Below are 24,748 nucleotides of genomic sequence, written 5' to 3' on the forward strand. Positions count from 1 at the left end.
GTCATCAGGCCGGGCCGCGTATCATGCCGCCCTGTTGTCGTTCGCCTCTCATTCTCGTTTCAACGCCCCTGTAGAAGGATTGCGCCATGCAAGACATTAATCCCCCGCGTTCCTGGCAGGATCAGGATATGATGGCCTATCTGGGCCGGGAAGCGCCGCGCTACACAAGCTATCCCTCGGCGCATCACTTTACCTCTCTGGCACCGGAAACCTACGCCGGGTGGTTGAGGACGTTGCCTCGCGACGAGAGCATAGGGCTTTACGTTCACATTCCCTTCTGCGAACAGATGTGTTGGTTCTGTGGCTGCAATACCCAGATCACGCATCGCGCGGAACCGGTTGAGGCCTATGTCGCATGCCTGATCGAGGAAATTGCCCTGGTCGGACGGGAATTGGCGTTCCGGCCTTCGGTGCACGCCCTGCATTTTGGAGGCGGCTCGCCGGGCATTCTGTCACCGGCAGCCATGACGCGCGTGTTCGAGGCGCTGACCCGGTCCTTTGATTTGAAAGCGGATGCCGAGATCTCCATCGAGCTCGACCCGCGCCAGATTACGAATGAGAAGTTGAAAACCTATACCACCCTGGGATTCAACCGGGTCAGCCTGGGGGTCCAGGACACTCAGCCGCAGGTCCAGGCCGCCATTAATCGGCACCAACCGTTTGCCGTCATTGCGCAATCCGTAGCGGCGCTGCGCGATCATGGGCTGACATCGATTGGCATCGATCTGCTCTATGGTCTGCCGCATCAAACCGCCGATAGCCTCGCGGCGACGCTGAACGATATTGCCCGTCTTGATCCAGACCGCATCAGTGCCTTTTCGTACGCGCATGTGCCGTGGATGAAAAAGCATCAACAGTTGATCGATACAGCGGCCTTGCCCGATATCCACGAAAAGGTGCTCCAGTATGTCCAGATCGATACGCAGTTGCGCGCGACGGGGTATGCCGCCGTTGGCATCGACCATTTCGCCAAGGCTAGCGACGGTCTAGCCATCGCCGCCCGTGACGGCACCCTTCGGCGCAACTTCATGGGTTATACGGACCTGCCAAACGACCGTCAGATCGCCTTCGGCGCCTCATCCATCAGCCAACTGGACGATGGGATTGCTCAGAATATCCCACAAAGCACTTCCTATCAGAGACTCATCAAGGAAGGCCGTCTGCCTACGGTGCGAGGATGGGCCTATCAGTCGGATGACAAGGTACGTGGCGCGGTTATTTCGGACCTCATGTGTCGTTTCGAATGCAATGTGGCTGAGGTTCTGCAGCGCCATGGTTACACGGTCGACTATCTGGATCAGGATATTCAGCGTTTGGCGGATTTCGTGGCGGCCGGAATTGTTACAATCGATGATCGCATTGTGCGCTTTGAATCGCCGATGAAGATGCTGGTAAGATCTGTCGCCTGTGTATTCGATACCTACGCCGCAGGAGAAGGCGGTAACCGCTATTCAAAAGTCGCCTGACGGCGACAGACAAAAAAGGAGCTGCCTCACCCCGTGAGGCAGCTCAGGTCACGCTCCGTCTGCAGGGGCAGAGGGCCGTGGAGAGGCGGGTGTCAGTGGTGACGGCTGGATTGGGGCCAGCCGTCGAAGAACAGGCCATGGATCTGGTCAATGGTCAGGGTTTGTTGCCAACGAATACCGATGTCCGAATGCGCGGCGCCCGGACCGTAAGACCCCGTTTCCGAAAACCGTGAGTCTTGCGGGTAGAAGACGGCGGTTTTTGTGCCGTCACGGGCGGTGCCGTTCATGGGGGCCCAATGGTCGCGGTGGATATGGGCATCCATGAAGCAGTCTATGAAGCTCGCCTGTCCGACGGCGTTCGGGTCGGCATACCGGCCGTCGGTGAAGGTCGTCGTCGGATGCCAGGGGCGGCCGAGCGCCACCGCGCCGTCGCGCACACCGTCCTCCCGCGTGAGACGGGAACGGTAGATGACAATGCCGATTTTCTGAGACAGCTGGGTTGAGGGCGCGACGATAAAGGATTCAAAGGTTTCGGGGGCGCTTGTCGGTGCCCGGCGGCGGGTTTGCACCACACTGTCCTCGATCAGAACCTGGCCGTTGCCGAAAATAAAGTCCACATTCCCGGAAATGTGACTATTGCGAACGAAGACGCGCCCGCCATTGGCGAACAAGGTATCCTGATATCCCACCAGTGCAGACCGGTCGAACATCAGGTGGTCGCTGTGAATATCAAGCAGAACGGCCACGCCTTGCGAATTGCCGATCTTGCGCGGGTCCGTGTCGGGCAAGGCGTCATTGGCGAGGTAGTCGAAAGTGTTTTCGACCGTAAGGCCGTCCACGGTTACCTGATCGGCATCAATCGTTAAGGTCGCCGATCCTGGGGTACCCCATTTGTTGCGATGGTAATGGCCGGCAGTTTGCGCCACGGCGTCGAAATAGAGCCGGGTGGTTGCCTGCCCTTGTCCATGCAGCTTCGTCCTGGGCCTGGCGACGGTGACCTTTTCATAATAGTTGCCAGGCGCGATATCGACGATCACCCAGCGATCCGTCTTGTCACTGGCTGCCGCGTCAACTGCGGACTGTATTGTCGTGAAGCATCGTGGCCGCTGTTCGCAGTTGGGCCTCACAGAATAGTGGATGGGTTTTGGCGACGACGGTATTGGCCCAGTGACGCAACCCGTCAAACCCATCCCCACGATGGCGCACAGCGCCAGCAGGCCGGTGAAGCGGCGGCTCACATCGGTTCGAACCGCGATCATTGACGGGCGTCCTTTACTTCGGTCGGCGCTTGCAAAAATAAATCCATTTTTTCAACAATTTGACTAAGGTAAGGTTCGAAAAGCCAGATGTCATGTGGTGCAGACTCGAACGTGAAAAACTGGCGACGAATGCCGAACCGCGCCAGGCCGGTCATAACCTCGTCCTGTCCCGCGGTGAACCGCGTTTGTCCGCTGCTAATAATCAAGGTTGGCGGCGACTGTGCACCGACATGGTTGGCAGCGCTGGCCTCCCGCCACCGCTCAGGTGCCTGTTCCATGGATCCGCCTAGCCACAAGGCCGCCACCGAAGCGCTGCCTGCGGCATTTTCATAGCGCAGGGCGAGCGGCGTGGTAAAATCAAGCACGCCGTCGATATCGATCAGCGCGTTCACGCGGGTGTCGTCGGTTGCATGGGTCTTGTAGGTACTGCTGTCCGCCGTAAACGCAAGAAGCGCCGCCATCTGACCGCCAGAGGACGCGCCGCCAAGCGCCAGATTGGCCTCAGGAATACCAAATTCCGTGGCGTGATCCTTGGCCCAGACGATGGCGTCGTTAATGTCGATCAGACCGGCAGGGTAGGGCGCTTCCGGTGACAGGCGATATTCCGGCAGGAAGACCGCATAGCCCTTCTGGGCCAGCAGATTGGCGATGGCATAGAAGTGCGACTTGCTGCCCGACCGCCAGCCACCGCCGTGAACCAGGAGAATGCCTTGTTGTCTGGCCTGTCCGGGAACAGGAAGAAACACGTCGATATGGAGGTCGCGGTTGCCTATGGTCTTGTATAGCCGGTCGAAGAGAACCGTCTGGCCGCCGTGGAATTCCGATACCGGCCAGGTCAGGCCGGGATAGGTGTCCTTGTACCCATTGTAGCGCTGGGCGATGGTATAGCTATCATCGGTCGGCCGCAGGTCTCCGGCATTTGCGGAACAGGAGACCGCGAGCGCTATCGTTGCAATCGCCGTAAAGAGCTTCTGCATTCTCGACCTCCGGCTGGGTGTGAACTATCTATATGGATCGCCGGCGCCCATGACACGCCGGGTGGCGTATCATCGGAACCGGCGACCCGCCGTCAACTTGGGTTAGTACTTGTAGCGCAGTCCCAGGATCCATTGAGCGCCAGTGTGGTTATACTCGCGCGTCAAATCCATGTCGCCGGTATCGCCGGTGCCATAGATACGCTCCACTTCGTCGGTGATATTGATCCCTTCGAAGGTGAGGGTGAGGTTCCTGTTGACGTTGTAGAAGGAGGCGAAATCGACATGGGTCGGGCCGTATTTACGCTCCTGGACGTGACCGTTGCCACCGGGCTCGCTCAACAGGTAATCGTCCCGCTTGTTGACCGAAACGCGCGCGCCGAAACGACCCGTATCGTAGTAGAGGGTGGCGTTGTAGGAATTGGGCGAAAGGCCCGTCGAGTCCTTTGCCGACACGTGGGTGTAGTTCGAGGCGATGCCGAACTTGGACCACAGGCCGGGTAAGAAGCTGAAGGGCTGATTGTAGGTCAGTTCGAACCCTTTCACGCTATTGCCCTGATCGCTGTTGACGGGGATGGTGAAGGTGTATGGGACCTTGGCCGGATCGGCATTATAGGACGGATCATATTGCGGGTCGGCGTAAATCGCCGGCCAGAATGACGGATCGATCATCTTGGTGACGACATCGGTTTTCAGCGACCTGACGATGTCCTTGTTGAAGACAGCCAGCGACAGGAGCCCTTCCTTGCCGAAATACCATTCGACGCTCAGATCGACGTCGTTGGATTCGTAGGGTTTCAGCTCCGGGTTGCCGACATTGCCGACGGTCCGTGTCGTATAGCCGAAAACTGGGCCGGCGATATTCAATGAGCTGAGCCCCGGCCGGGTCATGCTGCGGCCATAGGCGGCGCGCACGACCAGGTTATCGCGCACATCCAGAGCCAGGTTAATCGACGGTAGGTAGTTGTCGTAGGAGACCTTGTCCTGAACCGGCGTGTTGCTGACCAACGCCTCAGACGTCACATTCGTCTTGACGTAGCGCAGGCCCGTATTGGTCCGCAGACGCATGTCGCCGATATAGTATTCGGCGTTCAACTCGACATAGCCGCCGAGCGTTTCTTCCCCAACGGTCCAGTCGGCGCCCGTATTGTCGGTATAACCGGGCTTTACGATGCCGGCTGCGGCAATGGCGTCAAAATCGGCGACGCGGAATTTGTCAAGGGTTGCGCCATCCAGCCCACTGCCGAAGTTCGAAATCGGGAACGGCTTGGTGTAGGCCGACGGATCGAAGCTCGGGCTGTCGCCATAGCCTTCGCTGTATTTTACCTTGCGGTCGTTGTAGTTCAGGCCGGCCTTGATGGAAAACGTGTCGGCATTGTAGGTCACGTCAAATTTAGCGGAAGCATTTTCCTTCTTGACGTTGTTGATGCGGTTGGCGGCCGTCAATGCGTTTACGTAATTGCTGGCCTTATTGGGATCGTAATTGCCGAAATTAACGACGGGCACGTATGGGTTGTTGCTGTAGTCGTAGGAATAGAAGTGCGGAATAGAGCGGAAATAGAAGCGCAGCTCGGTGCGGTCCGCGTCATCCGACGCGGTGCCGGCCATGGCATCAATGGTCAACTGATCCGTGACCTTGAATTTGCCCGACAGGACCAGTTGATTAAACGCCGATTTGGATTCCTGATGGCGGCTTTCGTACCAGGAGGTGACGTCGTTGAAGCTGGCCGCGATTAACTGCTTGCCGTCTGGTCCGACGGTAAAGGACAGCGGGGTCTGGCCGGTATAGTTGCCGGCGACGCCGTGTGTCAGCAGCCATTCCATCGAGTTGTAGCTGTAGCGATCATTAGTCAGGTCTGAATGCAGGGCATCGAGCGTAATCAGAACGTTGTCGGATGGCTTGTACTGCAACGAACCGGTGAACCCGACGCGCTTTTGATCATTGCCGAAGAAATCCGCGCGCGGCAGGCGAGGGGCCCAGAGGCAATCGAGCGGATTTGCGGCACCGCAGGCGGCAGAGGGGGTTCCGGTTACGGTCGGATTCGTGTTGGCCCAGGAGTCGCCGTTTACGTACGGCGAGGTCCAGCGCACGCTGGCATAGCCTTCCTGATGAACGGTGCGATTTGACACGGCTGCGGAGAACAGGGCGCCGAATTTTCCGTCCGCAAACTTCTTGCTGACCAGAAAGGCCAGGCGCGGATCGTTCTTTTGGGTGAGGGTGTTGTAATTGTCCTGCGCAGAAGCAGAGACGGTAAAATCGTCACGGTAGTCGAAAGGACGGGCAGAATAGAGGTCGACCGTGCCGGCAATGCCGCCTTCTTCGGTGGACGCTTTCTGGGTCTTCTCTATATCGATGCGATTGAACAGTTCGGACGCGAACAGATGGAAATCGAAGGCGCGACCGGCATTGAGGGTGACGCCGCCGCTATCCAGGCCATCACTGCTGGCCGGGACTTCCATGCCGTTCAAGGTCGTACGCGTAAAGTCCGGTCCAAAGCCGCGCAGGGTGATGTTACGGCCTTCCCCGCCTTCGCGCGACATGGCGACGCCGGGCACGCGCTGAATGGATTCGGCCAGGTTCAGGTCCGGCATCTTGCCAATATCTTCGGCGACAATGCTTTCGACTGAATTCGCGGCTTTGCGTTTGATATCGCGCGCCTTATTCAGGGCGCCGCGAATGCCGGTTACGACGACCACAACGTCGTTTCCTGCGGGAGGGGCATCGACAGTGTCTTGGGCCGGTGCCGCGGCGGGGCTGGCGTCGGTCAGCGTGATAGCGGCTTTTGTTACGGGATAGCTGGCGCTTGACGACGCCGTCGAGGAATGTGCCTCAGCCAGAATAACCACACCGTTGCCCTGGGTAACCGGTGTCAAATTTGTACCTGTTAAAAGGCGTGCCAGCCCGTCGCGCACTGGCATGGTGCCTTTTACCGCCGCCGTGGTCTTTCCGGTCGCCAGTTTTTCAGGAACCAAAAGCTGAATGTCGGCCTGTTGGGCAAATTGCGGAATGCCCTGTTGGGCGGCCTGGGCGGGAACATTAAAGGTCTTGACCTGGGTCTGGGCCTGGACCGGCATGGCAGAGACCATAAGCAAGGTTGTGCCGGCAAGCAGTAACGGGCCATTGACCAGGCGCACGCATGGGTTCGTCATCGATTTCCTCCTGTGTATGGCGCCTTGTGGCACCTTATATAGAGAGGGGACTTATTGCCCCTCCTTTTAAACGATGTTCGGCCGTTTCAGTTCCGTACGGTCTGTATCACTTTTTTTTCATGCCTATATATATAGCCTTATCGGTCCGGATGATTTCCGCACCGAAGGCCTGGGCGACGGCGCTGGAAAAGGCGTCCGGATCATCGGTGCTAAACCGGCCCAGCAGGCGTTCGCTGGCCAGATCCGGATCATCGATGACGATCTTTATCTGGTTATAACGATTATATTCCGCCGCCGCCTCTGAAAGGCTTTTTCCATTAAGCGCAATCTGGCCCTCACGCCAGGCCAGCGCGCTGTCGATCGCTTCAGGCGCGTGTTCGATCGTAATCGTGTTTTTTTGCCCCATGAAGGTGCGGTCGCCCGCCTTAAGCAGCACAGCTTGCTGATCCGCTCCATCCAGCCAGGCTTTGACGGTACCTTCGGTTACGAGCACCTCGGCCCCGCCATCCCGCCGGTTTACCGAAAAGGCCGTCCCCACAGCCTGAACCCGCGCCATGCCGGCCGCCACAACAAACGGGCGTTCCTTGTTCTTGGCCACCTTGAACCAGGCTTCGCCACTGATTAGATCGACGCGACGCTGGGTATCGGTCATGTCGATCTTGATGCGGCTCTCGGTATTTATGGTCGCGATCGAGCCGTCGCTCATCGGCAGGCGGCGGATTTCACCCTTCCGCGTGATGGTCTCGTTTGTGTAGCGATTGATAATCAGACCCGCCACGCCGGCAGCCATCAGGCCGCCCAACGCGCCTGTCGCAGCCAGCAGCCTGCGCCGCGACACCGTCGCGATTATGCTGGGCTGGATGCCCTGCCAACGAGCGGAGGGGCCAAGGGCCCGAGCCCGAGACAGCGATGACCAAGTGGCTTGCGCCCGCAGCAAGGCGCCGCGTCGGCGGGGATCGCCGGCCAGCCACTCACGTAGAGACGCGTCGTCCATGGGGCTAAGCGGACGGTCCTTTACCGCCCACAGGCTTGCCGCGCGCTCAATCTCTTCGCTAGTTTCGATTGGCGTCGGTGTCACGCTTCAACTCCTTTTGCGGCTGAAAATGGCTTTCTTCGGAAGCAATGGACCGCATGATCAGCCTGAGGGCCTTGGCTGACTCATTTTCAACAATGGTTTCACTCACGCCCATGACCCGGGCAATTTCTTTCTGGGGCAGGCCCTGGATCTTGCGCATCTCGAAGATGCGGCGACACCGGGTGGGCAGTGAGGCGATCAGCCGTTTCAACCTGGCCAGTTCCGAGCGTCCGACCGTTATCTGCTCGGGAGACGGGGCGTCGCTCATGACGTCGAGGCGGTCGATCTCGTCCACGCTTTCTATGCGCACAATCCGGGCGCGGCGGACACGCATTAGGGCGATATTCTTTGCGACCGTGAAAAAGTAACCTCGTGGCGACGCGATATGATCGACGCTGCTTAGGGCCGCCATGCGGCAATAGGACTCCTGGACAATGTCCTCTATGTCTTCATGCCCCAGTTGCGCCCGACGCAGCCAGGCGCGTACGTCGGATTCGTGCGGCAGAATATGTGATCCCACCCACCCAATAATGTGACCCGGCGCCGAATCCATGAAGGCCCTCCTGTATATAGGATGCGTGAGGCGAGCGTTTCCGTAAAGAGAATGTGTAATTTGTTGCGGAAAGTGTCGGACCTAAGCGCTGGCATCTTTAAGATCCAGTCCGTTTTTGGGGTTGATGCGATTGTTCCGGTGACAGAAATCCAACTCGATTGGTAACTATCTGAATGAGAGTGATTATAGATGGGATGTGGAAATACGATCCACGAGGATGAGGGGATTGCATACTCACAGCTATGTTATCTGCCAAAAAGAAGGCCAGCAAGTAGGCGCTCAGGCTCATAACCCGAAGATCGTCAGTTCAAATCTGACCTCGCAACCAAACTATAGCGAATACAGCACATTAAAGGCCTCCCCGCGGGAGGTCCTTTTGCGTTTTAAAGCCGAAATCGCCTAACTCTAACAGGGCAAAAATTTGGCTATAAAGTTGTATTGTAAATTCCCGCCCTCATAGAGGTAGTTATGAGGTCACGGTTATAGCTAGTCATCAAATCTTGGGGGGTAATGTTCAGCTTTACCACCACATCAATAAAACCTGGCATTGTTCCGCCAGCATCGATGGCGTGCAGCATCGCGCCTCGACCAAGGAAGAAGACCTGGAATTGGGAATTTGGTAACTCTTATGCTCAATTTCGACAAGGTAGTGTGGTGCGACGTAAGGCAATTTCCGCATGCTGAAAACGCCGCGGCGTGTGTCCCATAACAATAGTTGAGCAGATTGATGCGCTCGATACCCGTGAGTACGTTTAAGCAAATAAAACCATATTTTATATTTGACAGCAAAATGGCCGGTTGTTATTGTGTGATAATAGCTCAGACCTGAGAAGTTTATGGCTGCGGTTTTATGAGCTGTGCGTTGGGCGCGAATTTTTTCTCCCAGATTCAAATGCGATCAATGTCATTGATTTCCCCTTGCACCGCAGCGCAAGGGGATTTTTTTGCCGTATTTCCCGCCAGTAGGACTGCCTGAAATAACAGTTGGCGTACCCATTTGATCAAAGATGCATTTAAACATCTGTCCGGCGCGCGTAGGCGTAGAGTACCAATCTGTTGCATAGGTGATACCAAAAGGGCACATTCTTTCAAAAGTAATACTTTCCTATATGAAAGATATTTCCATTTGTGGCCGTAAGGTTTATGCCGTCCTCAGCCCGCATAATTTAAGACGGGTGATTATGTTAGGAAGGAAACTAAAATGGCAAAAACGTCACGTTCGCTGGCGGGCGCGTCAGTTATCGCACTCGCAACTGTCTGCATGGCTACATCAGCCCTCGCGCAAGTCGTAGACAACAAGGCCGCGCCGGACACCACCGCAACAAACAACACAGCGCCGAGCACTGACGACACAGTCGTCGTGGTTACGGGCTTGCGTAACAGCCTGGCGACTGCGCAGGCAGTCAAGCAAAAGTCCGACCAAATCGTCGATTCGATCACGGCGCAGGACATTGGAAAGTTTCCCGACGTGGACATTGCCGAATCGCTTCAGCGTATTCCGGGCATCCAAATTCAACGTAATCTGGGCGACGGAAGCACAGTAGCAATTCGCGGACTTAATCAGGTCCGGACCGAACTCAATGGCCATGATATATTCTCGGCAAATGGCGGTGTTGGCCTGTCGTATGATGAAGTCGGCCCAGATTTGCTGGCACGCCTCGATGTGTATAAGAACCCGTCTTCCGATATGATCGAAGGGTCTCTGGCTGGCACGATCAACCTTGTTACCCGCAAGCCTTTCGATGCCAAGGGAGAGGTGATGTCGGCAACCGCCTCCGTTACCAACTACGATCTGGCTAAGAAGACGGGAGAGAACGTCTCTGCCCTGTATAGTAACCGTTGGTCGACAAGTATCGGTGAAGTCGGCTTCCTAGCCAACGCCTCGTATCAGACAACCGCCTTCCGCCAGGATCTGGATCAGGTCGAGCCCTATCAATATTGGGGGCCGTGTAATACGAACGGTACGCCGGTACATGCCACCCCGGATGGCTCGGCAGTGCAGTGTACGCCCGTCCAGGGTCATGAAACCGAGAATGTCCTGGTTCCTAAGGGCGGCGGCTTTAACGTCCAAAACGGTACCAGAGTGCGCAGTAGCCAAAACTTCTCATTCCAGTGGCGGCCGAATGAAAATTTTGAAGCCTATGCTGAGCTGTTCAATTCGACCTACAATTTCCAAACTCTAGGCAATTCCTACTTCGTCTCAGATGGTGGCGCCAAGCCAACCGGGACTTTTAAGGTCGAGGACGGCGTGGCCGTCGCGGGTAGCCTTGCCAACCCAGGTCTTTTCTCCGGCGTTTTCGGCACAAACCGTAAGACGAGCACGACTGAGTTCACCACTGGCTTCAAATGGCACGTGACGCCGCACCTGCGTTTAGCGGCGGATTACGAACATCTGGATTCCGAGGTCAACCAGAAGGGCGCGAATGAATACCTATTTTCAAACTCGACCCGAGCCAGCTATAACTATGTCTTCGACAATACGGGCAAATTCCCGGTTCAGGGTACGGACACACCGGGTTATCTGGCAAACCCGGCGAACTATAATTATGGAGCGGTTCAACCAACCGCGACCCGCAATACCGCGACCGCCGATGCCATCAAGCTCGATCTGACCTGGGATTTCGACAACGGCTTTTTCCGGCAAGTCAGTGGCGGCGTGCGGTATAGCCGCAAGAATGCGATCAACCGTGATGCCAGCAGTTGGAATGGCTTCTCATCGACATCGGAATCTGTTGCCGCGAATCCGGCGTTTGTTCAGGTGAACCCGAAGCAGCAAACGATTTTGCGCGGCGACGGGACTTCGTCGGTCTTTGGTCCGGTTCTGGGGTGGCTACAAAGCGACTCGAAGAACCCTCAAGATGCATTTGCACACTATAAGACGCTCACGGGTAATACGATCGACTTTCCGGACTTTAACGATCCACTCCACAAATCATTTAGTCCCATCAAAGAGGACGATACAGCGGTCTATCTGAAAACGACCTTTGGCTCTGAACTGGCTGGATTTAATTTCGACGGGAACGCTGGCGTTCGTTATGTCGAGACGGAAGAAACGGGAGAGGGTTACAAGACGCTCACCTACGGGACAACGACCCAGACAAAAGTCGAGACGCCCTATTCCGGCGGCAACAAATACAACTTCCTATTACCCAGCTTCAATCTCCGGGTACACCTGACTGACAAGCTCCAGGCCCGCTTTGCGTTCTCCAAGAACATCTATCGGCCAGACTTCTCGCAACTCAATCCGACCTACACTATCAACCCCAATTATACGGGTAACAACACGACGCCGGATACTGTGAATCCTGGCCAGCCATATAATGCCACGACCAACCCCTATCAGGGCAGCGTCAATCGACCGGGCAATCCGGACCTTAAGCCTGAGCGCGTGACATCTTATGACGCTTCCTTGGAATGGTATTTCGCCAAAGACGGCAGCCTGACGATCGACTTCTATCATAAGGATATCGCCGATCTGATTGACTCCCGGCCGTACTCGATTACCGAAACCGTCCCAACGGTCGGTGTCGTGCGGTTCGATGGGACCGCAGTGACGAACGTGACCAGTGGTTACGTCAAGGGCTTCGAAATCTCCGGACAGAAGTTCTTTGACTTCCTCCCTGGCGCATGGTCAGGCCTCGGCGTTGCTGCAAACTACACCCTGGCTGACAGTGATGCGGGCACGGTCGCGTCTCAAACGATCGGCGGCGCGGCGTTTGCGGTGCCTCTGGTTAACCTGTCGAAGAACAGCTATAACTTTATGGTGCTTTACGACAAGTACGGTTGGAACGCTCGCGTCGCCTACAACTGGCGCTCTGACTACCTTGACTCGGTGAATGAAACCGGCGCTGTTTCGCTGCCAATCTACTTCAAGGCTTACGGGTCGCTCGATGCGTCGGTCAGCTACGATCTGAATGAACATGTCTCATTCACAATCGATGGGCAAAATCTGACGGACACCGTCCAAAAGAGTTATCAGGGCAGGGAAATACTCCTGCGCAACTACCAAATCAACGATCGCCGCATATCCGCTCGCATTCGTTTGAAGTATTGATAGAGGGACCGGCCGGGCGTGCTCGGCCGGTTGCCTAACACCGACGTCTTCTGACGCCGTCAGAACGCCTGCGTACCAAACGTGGGCGTTCTGTCTCGTCCCAAACCAAACCCAAAAACGTGGTATGTGGATGGGTACACCACCTTTGGACGTTTCCATCGGTGCGGTCCCCGCTCATTAAACTACTGCAAATCAGGAATAACGGGGAACAAGGATGCAAGCGCAGCCCGTCAAAAATATCATCATCGTCGGCGGTGGTACCGCCGGTTGGATGGCGGCGGCCGTCTTGTCGACCAGTATCGCGCCGCATAGCGTTTCCGTTACCGTGGTGGAGTCGCCGGAAATCGGCACGGTCGGTGTTGGCGAAGCGACAATCCCCCCAATACTACAGCTCAACGCCAAGCTCGGATTGGACGAAGACGAGCTGGTGCGCAAGACGAAAGCGACCTATAAGCTCGGCATCGAATTTCTTAACTGGGGCGCCTTGGGGGACCGGTATTTCCATCCCTTCGGCGGCCACGGTGCCAATCTCGCCGGTGTGCAGTTTCATCATCACTGGCTGAGAACACGTGAAGGCGCACTTTCCGATTACTCCATGCCCACGGTGGCAGCCTATGCCGGGAAATTTAGCCGGCCGTCGGACGACCCGCGAAACGTTCTATCTAAAATGTCTTACGCCTTACACCTTGATGCTACGCTTTATGCCGGCGTTCTTCGCGAACTCTCAGTTCAGCACGGTGTAAACCACATTTCCGCGCATATTGACGGCGTTAATCTCGATAGTGAAACGGGGTTTGTCGACACCTTGCAACTATCGGACGGGCGTGTTCTTCGGGCGGACCTCTATATAGATTGCTCAGGCTTCCGCGGCCTGTTGATAGAAGACGCTCTTAAGACCGGATATATCGATTGGTCTCACTGGCTACCCATGAACCGGGCCTTTGCTGTGCCGAGTGCCATTACCGGCCCCGCCCAACCCTACACGCGTTCGACGGCAGGACGCGCGGGCTGGCAATGGCGTATTCCTCTGCAACATCGCATCGGCAATGGCCACGTCTATTGCAGCGACTTTATGAGCGACGATGAAGCCGAAGTAGATTTGCTGGCCGGCCTAGACGGTCCGGCATCCGCAACACCCAGACCCCTGCGATTTACCACTGGCCGACGCCGCCTGTCCTGGAACAAGAATGTGGTGGCACTGGGGTTGGCATCGGGTTTCATCGAACCTTTGGAATCCACCAGCATCCACCTGGTGCAACGCGGCATCGCGACCTTGATGTCCCTCTTTCCCGCGCAGGGAATCGATCAGGCGGAAATGGACCTGTACAACAGGTTGATGGCAACGGAATACGAGGCGGTCAGGGATTTCGTTATCCTGCATTACAAGCAAACGCAGCGCGAAGACACACCGTTCTGGCGTCAGGTTCGCAACATGGATATTCCGGAAAGTCTTGCTAATCGCATGGCGGTCTTTACCAATATGGGGCGCCTGGTTCTGGATCCGGGAGAGCTATTCAAGGAGACTAGCTGGGTTGCGGTCATGCTGGGGCAAGGGCTATGGCCAAGAGGCTATGATCCTCAAGCCGACCTCTTGCCCGAAGACGAGGTGCGCGCCAGTTTGCAACGCATGCGCACCGTTATTCGCAACGGCGCCGATGCCCTTCCGACACATGAAGACGTACTCGCGAGAATACGAACGGCCGCTCAAAAATAACAGTGAAGAAGCCCTGCTGGGATCGCCTATCAACCTAGAATTCAAGCAACGTAGCGCTTCAAGTCAGCTTCTCCCCGTTAGGAAACGTGAACGAAACTATAGTCGCTAGTAGTGCCGAGGAATCTGCGCACCTAAAGTCAGAAAGGGCGGCTGAGCGGGCACTTCTGAATGCGGTTCGTATGTCCAAGCGGCCGCACTTCAAAATATTGACATTTCATTCAAAGCAAACTGAATAAGTTCTGTATAGCTGACCTCTGAACATTCACTCGGATCAGCGATAAGCTCATCAAGATGTTAGATCAACCATGTAATTGACTTTTTCTGGCGTAAACCCAACGAATGGTCGTCCACCTCGCGCCTGCAGAAGTATCCCAAAGGTTAGAACCACCGCTAAGATTAACCCAGCGCAGCAGATGCCACATCTTATGGCAGTGATCAGTGGGGGTTACGGCCAAGGTGAGAAGTAGATCGCTCGTTCGATATACATGCCCCAAAAGTGTGCAACATGGAGGCAGCCCCTAGAGCAATTCCATCCTAAAAGAGGTAATTTGCCTAGGAGGGGCACGGGCCTCTACTCGCGCCTGGCAGGCCAAGCAATCGGACTTCGGCAGGACGGTATTCCGCCTCTTGGTCCAGGACCTCATGTTCGAAGCGCCGCCATTTGTCTGGCGACGGCGCGGATATTGTCGAGGCCGACAACGGCAGGTGCGCCACCTGGTCGAGCGCGGGGCCTGTAGCCACGACGCAAAAATCGCACAGCCGGCGCAGCTGTGTACGGGGATCGGCGATCAAATCTTCATAGGCCAGGCTTATCCAGCGCCCTGTGGGCAAGGTGTCGAGGATGGCTTCGTTGGCCGCGCGCCACTGGAAGGCGGCGATTTCGGCAAGCGGAGCTTGGGCGTGGGCCTGCCAGCCGGGCGGCAGTAGGAAGCACCAAGGTCCGGGCCGGCCGGGTAGGTCGCGATAGGTGACGAATTGGCCCGTCCTGATCCCGGTTTGCCAGCCTTCTATTATGCTCGCGATATTGGCCCGCGGATCACGGTGCAGGAAGATAAAGCGCGCCGTCGGAAAAATACCAAGCAGAAATGGGATGTTGAGCGCATTGCGCGGCGTCTTTTCGACGAAGACGCCTTCCTTTGGGGACCCGGAGGTTATACGATCATATGTGGTTTCGCCGCGAACATTGCACAACGAGGCGAGGTAGAAGCGGCGTATTTGCGCCGCCGTCGCGGCATCGGCGTGGCCGGCGCCGAGCGCGCCGGAACTGAACGCGTCATCTGCGGCTTTAAGTTTCGGGAACTGCTGGAATATGACATGGCTTTCGCCGCCGATCGTCCAGATATCCGGACTGTTTCCCAATAGAGAAAACAGCAGCGTGCTGCCCGAGCGGGGCGCAGAGACGATGAAGACGGGGTCACCTAAAGCCGCCGCAACTTCGGCATCGCCGAAACGCATCGCCAGGCGTCGAACGCGCTTGTGCACGTGCACGTCCACGCTTTAAGCCTTGTTGTCGAGATAGATGGCCTCGAAATTTACGGGTTCCAGCATCAGGGGCGGGAAGCTGCCCTTGATGACGATATTGTCGATCGCCTCCCGCGCATAGGGAAATAGAGCGTTCGGGCAGACCGTATGCAGGATCCGATGCAGCATTTCGCCGTCATAGCCGGTGACGTGGAAGATACCAGCCTGCAGGACTTCGAGCATGAAAGCGACCTCGCCGGCATTGCGCACCACTACTGTCAAGATGAGAGTCACGTCGTGCGTCGTCTCGCCCAATTGCTCCTTGGATACGTCGACATCTACCTTGATTTCCGGGTCCCAAGCCTTAGTGAAAGTGTGCGCGCCGCCAGGCGCTTCGAACGAGATATCCTTGACATAGAGGCGGCGGATGCTGAATTCCTGAGTCATTGTCTCACGCGGTAAGGGGTTCGAGGTCGAAGATGGTTTCGCCCGGCTGGACGTAGTCGAGAATGAGATGGACGCGCGGTTTCGCGCTGGCATTGCTGACGGCGTGGATGCGCCGATTGTTGATTTCCCACATCTCGCCAGCCGGCATGTTCCACGTTTTGGCGCCAACAGTGAACTGGCAATCAGGATGGGTAAAGAGCGGCACGTGGATGCGGTGGCAGCGGCGCAGTGACTGGCCGTCGTCCACATGAGGCGTAATCTCGGCGCCGGCGGCCAGACGCGTGAGGATGATGCGGACGAAATAGCCGTCGCCATGCTTTTCAGCGACCCTACGTTGGCGCAGCGACTGGAGATAGTAACCGCGAATGTGGCTCATCAGCGGGGCCAACAGCGGCGCGAACGCGTGAAAAAAAGGGTGTATGGTTGGGTCGGTGTGGCGATAGTCGGCGTCGAAGATTAGGCGGATGGTATGGGTGCGCGCATGCGCGTCGAAGATTTGCTGGCGGCTGGTGTCGGCAATCCAGTCGGCCTCAGTCAAGGCATCGACCCGCGCCTGCAGGGCCGAGATATCGAATTGGCCGAGGCGGAGGGCATCGTCACGGATATTCATAGCGGCACCTGTCCCGCCAGGGCGTCTATGGCCGGCCCGAGGTGCTTTTCATAGCGCTGCCAGTGGCCGACGGCAGTTTTATAGATCGGCCGGCGGACCTGGCTGAGGCTGGCGGTGTCGACCGGCGCGGCGTTTTCATGAAAACGCAGGACGCGGTCGTCCCAATCGAGGCCAAGATGATCGAGCAGGGTGTGGGCGGTGCCGTACGGGTCGGCGATATGATCCTCGTAGACGATATCAAGGATGCGACCGGGAAAGCGGTCGCGCCAGAAAGCCATTAGGTCTCGATAGAGCAGGTAATATTCGGCCGCTTCCCTGAGATCGTAGGAATAGTGGTAGAAACCCAGCGTAAAGAGCTGCTTGAAATTGCCGAAGACGGTATCGAGTGGATGGCGCAAGGTGTGGATGAAGCGCGCGTTCGGCAGCGCCTGGGCGATGAGCCCAAGGTCCATGAAGTTCATCGGATACTTGTCAATGAAATACCAGGCCTGGAAATCGGCGGGCGAGGCGGCGTTGATATATATCCGTCCCAGCGCGTCAAGGTCGATCTTTCGGTCGCGGCAGCTGTAGAAATGTTCGTGGAACCCGTCGCCTCCTCCGTAACCCGTGACGACCTTCATCGCTTCCTTGAAACACCCGAGCTCCCCCATGGAGCGGACTTGGGTATGGCTCGACAGGATGCGGTCGATCAGCGTCGATCCCGTGCGCGGCATGCCCAGGACAAATATGGGGTTCGGGCCCATGGGTGATGCCAAGACTGTGCGCTGCGGCCGGTCGAACCAGCGTTTGGTCGTCTCGAAAGTGGACCGTGACGCCTCTGTCGTATAGGGCATTCGGCCACGCATAATCGCCGCGCCCGCCGAGAAGGCGGCGAAAGCGGCATCGTACTGCTGAAGATCTTCCTCTACCTTGCCGAGCGCGAAGCTGGCCGTGGCGAAGTCTTCTGAGCCGGGCGAAAGCCGGCCAAGCGTGTCGAGCACCAGGGCCTTGTCATTATGGTCCGGCGTCTGCCTGCGGGAATCGACCAGTAGACGCAGGCCGTTGGTGGCCTCGGGCCGGACTGTTACGGCATGGGTATACAAGTCCCTGGCTTGGTCCAGCCGCCCGGTCTTGTGGCGGGCATAGGCGAGATTGATGGAGGCCTTGGGGTCGTCTGGATTTTCCCTAAGGAGCTCACTATAAAGCGCTTCGGCCAGGTCGTAGCGATGCAGTTCGTGGGCGGCGAAGGCGGCCTCTTCGCGCACAGGCCGATCGAGCGGCGCGCCGTCCGGTCCTGTCATGGCAATCAGGCTGTCCAGCACCCGGCTTGCCGGCTTACGGTTGAAAGCGGTCAGGTGCGCCTTGAGCAGCAGGCGCAAAAACGTCAGGCGGTCGCCGCCGGCCGCCAGTCCGTTTTCGGCGGCGACGGCAGCAAACGTGCCGCAGCCAAGGGCGGTCAGAAGTTCGGACTGCAGAGCATAGACCGGCGCGCTCGTCACCCCGGCATCGAGCAGGGCGTGAACCTCGTCCAGAGCCTCGAAGGGTTCGCTGTCGGCAAGGGTCCTGGCGCGCGCAAGCCGTCGTTCCTGGCGCAGCGGGCTAAGCTCGCGCCGAGACGATGATTGAAGACGGCTTTGTTCGGACATGAAGGCAGTCTATCTTTAAAACGAACGCTTGGAAACGGAACAAACACGTGGCAACGCAGGAGGTACGCCAGGCTGCGGAAAGCCGGGAGCACCGTTTCCGCAGCTTAAGGCCTACGCTGTGGCCGCCGGTTTAGGTGGCGACGGCCACAATCTTTGGACGCAATGTAGCTTAGAACGACATCTCGAATGTCGCGCCGACATAGCGGCCGAAGTCGCGCGGCACATCCGCGTTTTCCGCACGGTGACGGAAGAACTGGCCGTTGGGCACGGCGCCATAGGTCGGATAGGCTTGAGCGATGCCGACCAGTTCAGGCACGGTCGTCAATGACCCTCCGACGGCGTTTTCGGCCAAGCCGTCGCCGTAGTTGGTCTTGTAGACGTAGTAGTGCTTGTCCATCAGGTTTTTGACATAGACGTTGAAGCGATACTTGCCGCTAGGCGACGCCACACCCAGGAACAGGTTGTGAATGCCGTAAGCTGGTGTAGTCGTGGAATAGTCGTTGTTCGCCTTGCCGCCGTGGTTAGTATACTGCTCGGACGCGTAGCGGTAATTCCAGCGAAGGTAGGATGACCAGCCATGGACCTTGAAGTCGACGACTGCGTCGGCGGCCAAGGTGTCCGTTGGCGCATTGGCCAACTGAGCGCCGTTTAGGCTGAAGAACCGGCCGCGGCGCGGGAAGGTGTAGTCGAAGAATTCGCCGTAATTCAGTGGTGCCGTACAGGCCGAAGCGCTAGCTCCGTTGGAGATGGCGGCGTTACATGTAATCAGCACATTGGTGTTGCTAAACCGGGCGTCGACATGGCTGTAGTTAGCGCTTAGTGTTAGGTGGTCTAGAACCCGCCAATTCATTTCGACATCGACGCCCTTGCTATTCAGGTTGCCGGTGTCGACAATGTCGAAGCGGCGGATCGGCTGGCCGGACGCCAGCGGATCGTTGGCGATGTTCTGCAAACCCCCGTGGACGATCGGAAACAGATCATAGTCGAGCGTCACAAGACGGTCCTGGTAATGATAGAACGTCGTATCGAACAAGGTGGCGTTGAAGGTCAGACGGCGATTAAACCATTGCGAGCGAACACCCAGTTCGAGGTTTTGCGACGTTTCCGGCGCTATCGGGTACTCGGTGTCGAGCTTTTGTTGGCCGACATCCGAATCTGTGAACCATGCCACGCCCTTGTAGCCGGTCGAATAGCTCAAGTAGGTCATGACGTCGCGCGTCGCCTGGAACTGCAAGGCGGCCTTGTAGGTAAAGGCAGTGTCGTTGCTGCTCTTCGACGCGGTCCGCAGCGGCGTGTTCGGGTTGCGCACATCCAGATTGGTCGCCGGGTTGTTGCTCGGCAAGCCATAGAATGGGTTAGGCACGTTGAAACGTCCGCCAGGGAAGACGATACGATCGCCATTGGCGTCATTAATCCACAAAAGCGTCGGGCGAACATCGACGTTTTGAATGCCGTCGTCGCGGATGTCGAGGGCGAAGCGTTGATGTTCCTGCAACAGACGGCCGCCGACCGTCAGGGTCAGCTTGTCTGTGAAGTGGTAATTGCCCTGGGCGAAGATCGCTGCATTGTCAGTGATCAGGTTGTTGTTATGAATTTCGCGATTGTAGATAAGGTCGCCTAAGCCCGTGACGCCCGGATTGACGACGTCCCAGCCGAAGGCATACCCACCGCAGTTGGTGACATTGCCATTGGCGTCGATCGTCGAATTGTCGAGCCCCGGATCCTGACAGGCCAGGACTCTTTGGTCTCGGCGCACCTTAGAATGCAGGTAAAACAGGCCGGCAACATAGTCGAACTTGGGTCCGATCGGCGAGGCCAGGCGCAGTTCGGACTGAAAGGTCTTGCTCTGGACCGGACCGGAAAAGTTTAGTGGGAAGGCATTGACCCAGGTCGATAAAGTGTCGTCGTTGCTGGTCAGCGTTTCGTCGCGATAGAAGGTCGCCCAGTTGAGCTCATAGCCCGAGCCGAAACGATGGGTCAGTTCTTCCGACAGGCCGAACGAATGAGTCCCGCCGTAATCGCGCACGGCAGAGGCCGAAGTCTTGTGATTGTCAGGGCCGGAGGGCGTCTGCGACAGATATTGGAGGTTAGTCGTTAGCAGTTTTTGCAGGTCGGCCGCTGACAGGTGCAGGCTGTCGATCACCGACTGTGGAATCTGGCCAAAGGCATTTCCGATCGTGAAGTCATCTCGTTGCAAATATACGCGTGTCGAAGGGCCGAAGGTCGATTTCTGGTAGTCGGCGCGCAGCAGCAGGTCGGTGTCGTCACCGAACTTGTGCAGGTATTGGACGCGACCGCCGTACCCCTTGGTGGCGCCGCCGTTGGGACCGCCTTTGACGTTTTCGACCCAACCGGAATCCTTCTTGTCGAAAAGGTTGATGCGCACTGCGGAATCCGGGTCGATGACGTAGTTGTACATGCCCGATGCGTTGATTTCACCGAAGGTCTGAGTCATGCCTTGGTCGGCCAGCAGGCGGAAAGCGCCCTCATTGCCCTTGAGCGAGGGGCGTTTGGTCTTAATCTGCATCACGCCGGCGACCGAATTCTTGCCGAACAGTGTTCCCTGCGGGCCTTTGAGGACAGCGATCGAATCGGTGTCACCTATGTCCCCGAAGAGAGCAGAGCTGCGCGACATCACTTCGCCGTCGAGATTGACGGCGGCGTCGGGCTCAATGCCGATGAAGGACTGATTTGAGCCGACGCCACGGATGATCAGGCCGACATTGCGCGGGTCGCTGTGCTCGCGAATCGTCACGCCCGACATCATCTGGATCACGTCCTTGTAGGTGTCGATAGCTTGCTGGTCGATCTTTTCCCCGGACACGACCTGGATCGACGTTGGGACCTTTTGCAGCGGTTCCTTGCGCTTCTGCGCCGTCACCACCACCACAGTTTCGTCGCTCGGCGCGGTCGTAGTGGTCTGCGCCAGAGTCGACGCGGCGCTAGCCTCCCAAACCGCCAGGGCGGTAGACGCGAGCAACCAGGAACGCAGTGCGGGTTTGCGAAAAGCCCCCATGAATAGTGTCTCCCTATGAGCGCAATCCGAAAGTGGGCACCACGTTCTGGTAAAATTGCGCGACCAAGCCAAAGTTGGAGCGTGATTTCGGGCTGCCCCGAAGCGTGACGCCCCAACGTCCCCGAAGCGTGTGTCGCTTCCGGAACAATAGAGGCGCGACGGTCATGGTTCCGTCACATTGGGCGCAATTTTTTTGATTGGTTTTATAAAGGTATAAAATTGGTTCTATTTAGAACGTCATCTCGAATGTAGCGCCGACATAACGGCTGAAATCCCGCAGCACATTGCCGTTTTCGGCGCGCTGACGGAAGAATTTGCCGTTGGGCGTGGCTCCGTAGGTTGGATAGGCCTGGGCGATGCCGACCAGCTGCGGCACTGTCGTCAACGACCCGCCGACAGCCTGTTCGTTGAGCCCGTCTCCGTAATTGGTCTTGTAGACGTAGTAGTGCTTATCGAAGACGTTCTTGACGAATAGGGTAAAGCGGTATTTGCCGTTCGGCGAATTGACGCCCAGGAAAAGGTTATGCAGGCCGTAGGCCGGGGTGGTGGTGGAGGCGTCGTTGTTCGCCTTGCCGCCGTGATTGGTATATTGCTCGGACGTAAAGCGGTAGTTCCAGCGCGCCGACGCGCGCCAGTCGGCGACCGCAAAGCCGTACTCCAGGTCCGTCGTGACCGTGTCATTGGGCGCGTTCGCCAGTTCCGCGCCATTCAGGGAAAAGAACTGTCCGCGGCGCGGAAAGGTGTAGTCGAAGAACTCGCCGTAATTGATTGGCGTCGTGCAGGTCGACACGTCGGCGCCGTTGCGCGTCGCGGCGCTGCAGGTGATCAGGACGTTGGTTTTGCCGAAACGCGCATCAACATGGCTGTAATGGGTAGTGGCGCGCCAATGGTCCGATATCTTCCAGTCGATGTCGAGATCCAGCCCCTTGGTGGTCAGATTGCCGGCGTCGACGATCGCATATGTGCGTATGGGCTGACCTGAGGCGGCCGGGTCGTTGGCGATGTTTTGCAGGCCGCCATTGATGATCGGCCAAACGCTGTAGTCGAGCGTCATCAGCCGGTCCTGATAGTGGTGAAAGGTGGTGTCGAACAGGGTGGCATTGACAGTCAGCCGTCGATTAAAGACCTGGGCGCGCAGGCCCAGCTCGAAATTCTTCGACGTCTCCGGCGGGATCGGATAGTGACTGTCCAGCATGGCTTGGTTGACATCGGAATCGGTGAACCAGGCCACCCCCTTGTATCCGGTCGAATAGTTGACATATGTCATTACCGACGGAGTCGGCCGGTAGAGCAGGGCGGCCTTGTAGGTGAAGGCGTTGTCGTGGTGGCTCTTGACCGCACGCGTAAACGGGGCATTTGGATCGCGGATGTCGCCATTCACTGCCGGATTGGGGCTGACTATGCCGTAGAACGGATTTGCTACGACGATGCGGCTACCGCCGATGTCGATGCGGTTGCCGGCAGCGTCGTAGATCCACAGCAGGTTCGGCCGCGTATCGATATTGGGCTGGCCGTCGTCGCGCGTTTCCAAGCTGAAGCGCTGTCTTTCGTCAAGAAGCCGCCCGCCGAGCGTCAGCGTCCAACGCGGGTTAAGGTGCAGATTACCTTGCGCGAACATGGCTGCATTGTCGGTGACCAAGTCGTTGTTTCGAATTTCACGGTTGTAGATCAGGTCGTCGAGACCTGTCACACCCGGATTGCTAATCCCCCATCCGAAGGTGTAGCCGCCACACGTGACGACATTGCCATCGGAGTCAATCGTCGAATTGTCGAGTCCAGGATCCTGGCAGGCCAGGACGCGCTGGTTGCGATGGATTTTCGAGTGCAGGTAAAATAGGCCCGCGACATAGTCGAAGCGCGGTCCGATGGGTGAGATGATGCGCAACTCGGACTGATAGGTTCGGCTGCGCACAGGGCCGGAAAAGTTCAACGGAAAGGCATTGACCCAAGTGGCGAGACTGTCGTCATTGCTGGTCAGAGTCTCGTCGCGATAGAAGGCCGACCAGTCGATTTCATAGCCATCGAAGCGATGGACGACATCGCCCGATAGGCCGAGCGAGTGGGTGCCGCCGTAGTCGCGCGTGCCTGACGCCGACGTTTCGTGATTGTCGGGCCCGGCAGGGGTTTGCGACAGGCGGTGCAGGCTGGTCGTCAGCAGGGCGCGCAGCGCCGCAGGCGACAGATTGAGCGAGTCGATTGCCGACTGTGGAATTTGCCCGAAGCCGTTGCCGACGACGAAATCGTCGCGTTGCAGGTAGACGCGCGTGCTCGGGCCGAAGCGCGACGTCTGGAAGTCACCGCGCAGCAGGAGGTCTGTGTCTTCGCCGAACCGGCGCAGATACTGGAGGCGGGCGCCCGAGCCGTTGCCCGAACCGCCGTTCGGCCCGCCGGTAACATTTTTAACCCAGCCGGAATCGCGTTTGCCAAACAGGTTGAGACGGATCGCCGAGTCCCGGTCAAGCACTTGGTTGTAGGTGAATGCGCTGTTAACCTGGCCTAAAAGTTCGGTCGTGCCCTGGTCGGCCATAAGCCGGAAGGTCCCGTTGTTTTCGCTCAGCGAGGGGCGCCGGGTTTTTATCTGCAGGACGCCGGCGACAGAATTCTTGCCAAACAGTGTGCCCTGTGGGCCCTTGAGGATGGCGACCGAATCGATGTCGTTGCTGTCGTTATATAGGACCGAGCTGCGCGACATGACCTCGCCGTCTACATTGACGGCAGCGTCAGGCTCGATGCCGGTGAAGGACTGGTTCGAGCCCACCCCGCGCACGATGAGCCCGACATTTCGCGGGTCAGAATGTTCGCGAACCGTCACGCCCGACATAAGCTGGATGATGTCCTTGAAGGTATTCGCGGCATGATCGTCGATACGACTGCCGGCCACGACCTGGACGGAGGCGGGGACGCTTTGCAATGGTTCGCGGCGTTTTTGGACCGATACGATAATAACCGGTTCCGGCTCGGCCACGGCTGGGCTTGGCAAAGTGCTGCGGCGGATGACTATGATGTCTGGTGCGGACCCGACCGCTTCTAGTCCGGTACCCCGCAGCAGGACGTCGAGCCCTTCGGAGACACTGTGCCGGCCGGTGACCGCGTTGAGCCGAGCGGTCTCGACATCGTTGGCATTGGCGATGATCTGCACGCCCGCCTGCCTGGCGAATTCGGGGATCGCCTGTCGGGCCGGCCGGGCGGCGACGCTAAAGGCGTAGGAAGGCGCCTGTGCCCACGCTGGAGTCTTGACGGCCAACAAGGCGGCGACCGTCACCGAGGCGAGAAGGTAGGGACGCCATCCATCTATCCGCAAAGCCCCCCTGTACGCCATGAGTTAACTGCCCGCCGATATGTGT

General features: G+C 57.6%; 14 protein-coding genes. 3 read left to right on the forward strand and 11 right to left on the reverse strand.

The window, feature by feature from the left end; genetic code table 11:
* The first annotated feature begins 86 nt into the window (after positions 1-86).
* Positions 87-1,466, forward strand: a complete 1,380-nt coding sequence (gene hemN / locus RCJ00_RS09740) for an oxygen-independent coproporphyrinogen III oxidase (protein ID WP_316221654.1) — start codon at positions 87-89, stop codon at positions 1,464-1,466.
* 92 nt (positions 1,467-1,558) lie between these two features.
* Here the strand turns inward: hemN and RCJ00_RS09745 are convergent, their stop codons facing one another.
* From RCJ00_RS09745 to RCJ00_RS09765, 5 genes are all read right to left on the reverse strand, one after another.
* On the reverse strand, positions 1,559-2,725 hold the full coding sequence (locus tag RCJ00_RS09745) for a pectinesterase family protein (protein ID WP_316221656.1): 1,167 nt from the start codon (positions 2,723-2,725) through the stop codon (positions 1,559-1,561).
* Positions 2,722-3,702: an alpha/beta hydrolase fold domain-containing protein gene (locus tag RCJ00_RS09750; protein WP_316221658.1), complete on the reverse strand. Its 981-nt coding sequence runs from the start codon at positions 3,700-3,702 to the stop codon at positions 2,722-2,724. The genes RCJ00_RS09745 and RCJ00_RS09750 overlap by 4 nt, the downstream gene beginning before the upstream one ends.
* Before the next feature lie 102 nt (positions 3,703-3,804).
* Positions 3,805-6,849, reverse strand: a complete 3,045-nt coding sequence (locus tag RCJ00_RS09755; RefSeq protein WP_316221659.1) for a TonB-dependent receptor — start codon at positions 6,847-6,849, stop codon at positions 3,805-3,807.
* A gap of 106 nt (positions 6,850-6,955) precedes the next feature.
* The gene (locus RCJ00_RS09760) at positions 6,956-7,927 is read right to left on the reverse strand and encodes a FecR family protein (RefSeq protein WP_316221660.1); all 972 of its coding nucleotides are present in this window, start codon (positions 7,925-7,927) and stop codon (positions 6,956-6,958) included.
* Positions 7,902-8,477 carry an RNA polymerase sigma factor gene (locus RCJ00_RS09765; protein ID WP_316221661.1) on the reverse strand — a complete coding sequence of 192 codons (576 nt, stop codon included), beginning with the start codon at positions 8,475-8,477 and terminating at the stop codon, positions 7,902-7,904. Before RCJ00_RS09765 ends, RCJ00_RS09760 begins: the two co-directional genes overlap by 26 nt.
* Before the next feature lie 1,201 nt (positions 8,478-9,678).
* Here RCJ00_RS09765 and RCJ00_RS09770 point away from each other — a divergent pair.
* Positions 9,679-12,531, forward strand: a complete 2,853-nt coding sequence (locus RCJ00_RS09770) for a TonB-dependent receptor (protein ID WP_316221662.1) — start codon at positions 9,679-9,681, stop codon at positions 12,529-12,531.
* Positions 12,532-12,745: 214 nt separating this feature from the next.
* A complete protein-coding gene (locus RCJ00_RS09775) occupies positions 12,746-14,245 on the forward strand; it encodes a tryptophan halogenase family protein (protein WP_316221664.1) in 1,500 nt (499 codons plus the stop codon).
* A 552-nt stretch (positions 14,246-14,797) separates the two neighbouring features.
* Here RCJ00_RS09775 and RCJ00_RS09780 read toward each other — a convergent pair.
* From RCJ00_RS09780 to RCJ00_RS09805, 6 genes are all read right to left on the reverse strand, one after another.
* On the reverse strand, positions 14,798-15,727 hold the full coding sequence (locus RCJ00_RS09780; RefSeq protein ID WP_316221665.1) for a sulfotransferase family protein: 930 nt from the start codon (positions 15,725-15,727) through the stop codon (positions 14,798-14,800).
* A gap of 15 nt (positions 15,728-15,742) precedes the next feature.
* Positions 15,743-16,153 carry a protein-export chaperone SecB gene (secB, locus tag RCJ00_RS09785; RefSeq protein WP_316221666.1) on the reverse strand — a complete coding sequence of 137 codons (411 nt, stop codon included), beginning with the start codon at positions 16,151-16,153 and terminating at the stop codon, positions 15,743-15,745.
* Positions 16,154-16,157: 4 nt separating this feature from the next.
* On the reverse strand, positions 16,158-16,763 hold the full coding sequence (locus tag RCJ00_RS09790; RefSeq protein ID WP_316221667.1) for an aspartyl/asparaginyl beta-hydroxylase domain-containing protein: 606 nt from the start codon (positions 16,761-16,763) through the stop codon (positions 16,158-16,160).
* Complete coding sequence (locus tag RCJ00_RS09795) at positions 16,760-18,388, reverse strand: tetratricopeptide repeat-containing sulfotransferase family protein (RefSeq protein ID WP_316221669.1); 1,629 nt, start codon at positions 18,386-18,388, stop codon at positions 16,760-16,762. The genes RCJ00_RS09790 and RCJ00_RS09795 overlap by 4 nt, the downstream gene beginning before the upstream one ends.
* A 169-nt stretch (positions 18,389-18,557) precedes the next feature.
* Complete coding sequence (locus RCJ00_RS09800) at positions 18,558-21,404, reverse strand: TonB-dependent receptor (protein WP_316221670.1); 2,847 nt, start codon at positions 21,402-21,404, stop codon at positions 18,558-18,560.
* A gap of 229 nt (positions 21,405-21,633) precedes the next feature.
* Positions 21,634-24,723, reverse strand: a complete 3,090-nt coding sequence (locus tag RCJ00_RS09805; RefSeq protein WP_316221671.1) for a TonB-dependent receptor — start codon at positions 24,721-24,723, stop codon at positions 21,634-21,636.
* Between the last annotated feature and the right edge of the window lie 25 nt (positions 24,724-24,748).

The sequence above is a fragment of the Asticcacaulis aquihabitans genome, assembly GCF_032490435.1.
Classification (GTDB): domain Bacteria; phylum Pseudomonadota; class Alphaproteobacteria; order Caulobacterales; family Caulobacteraceae; genus Asticcacaulis.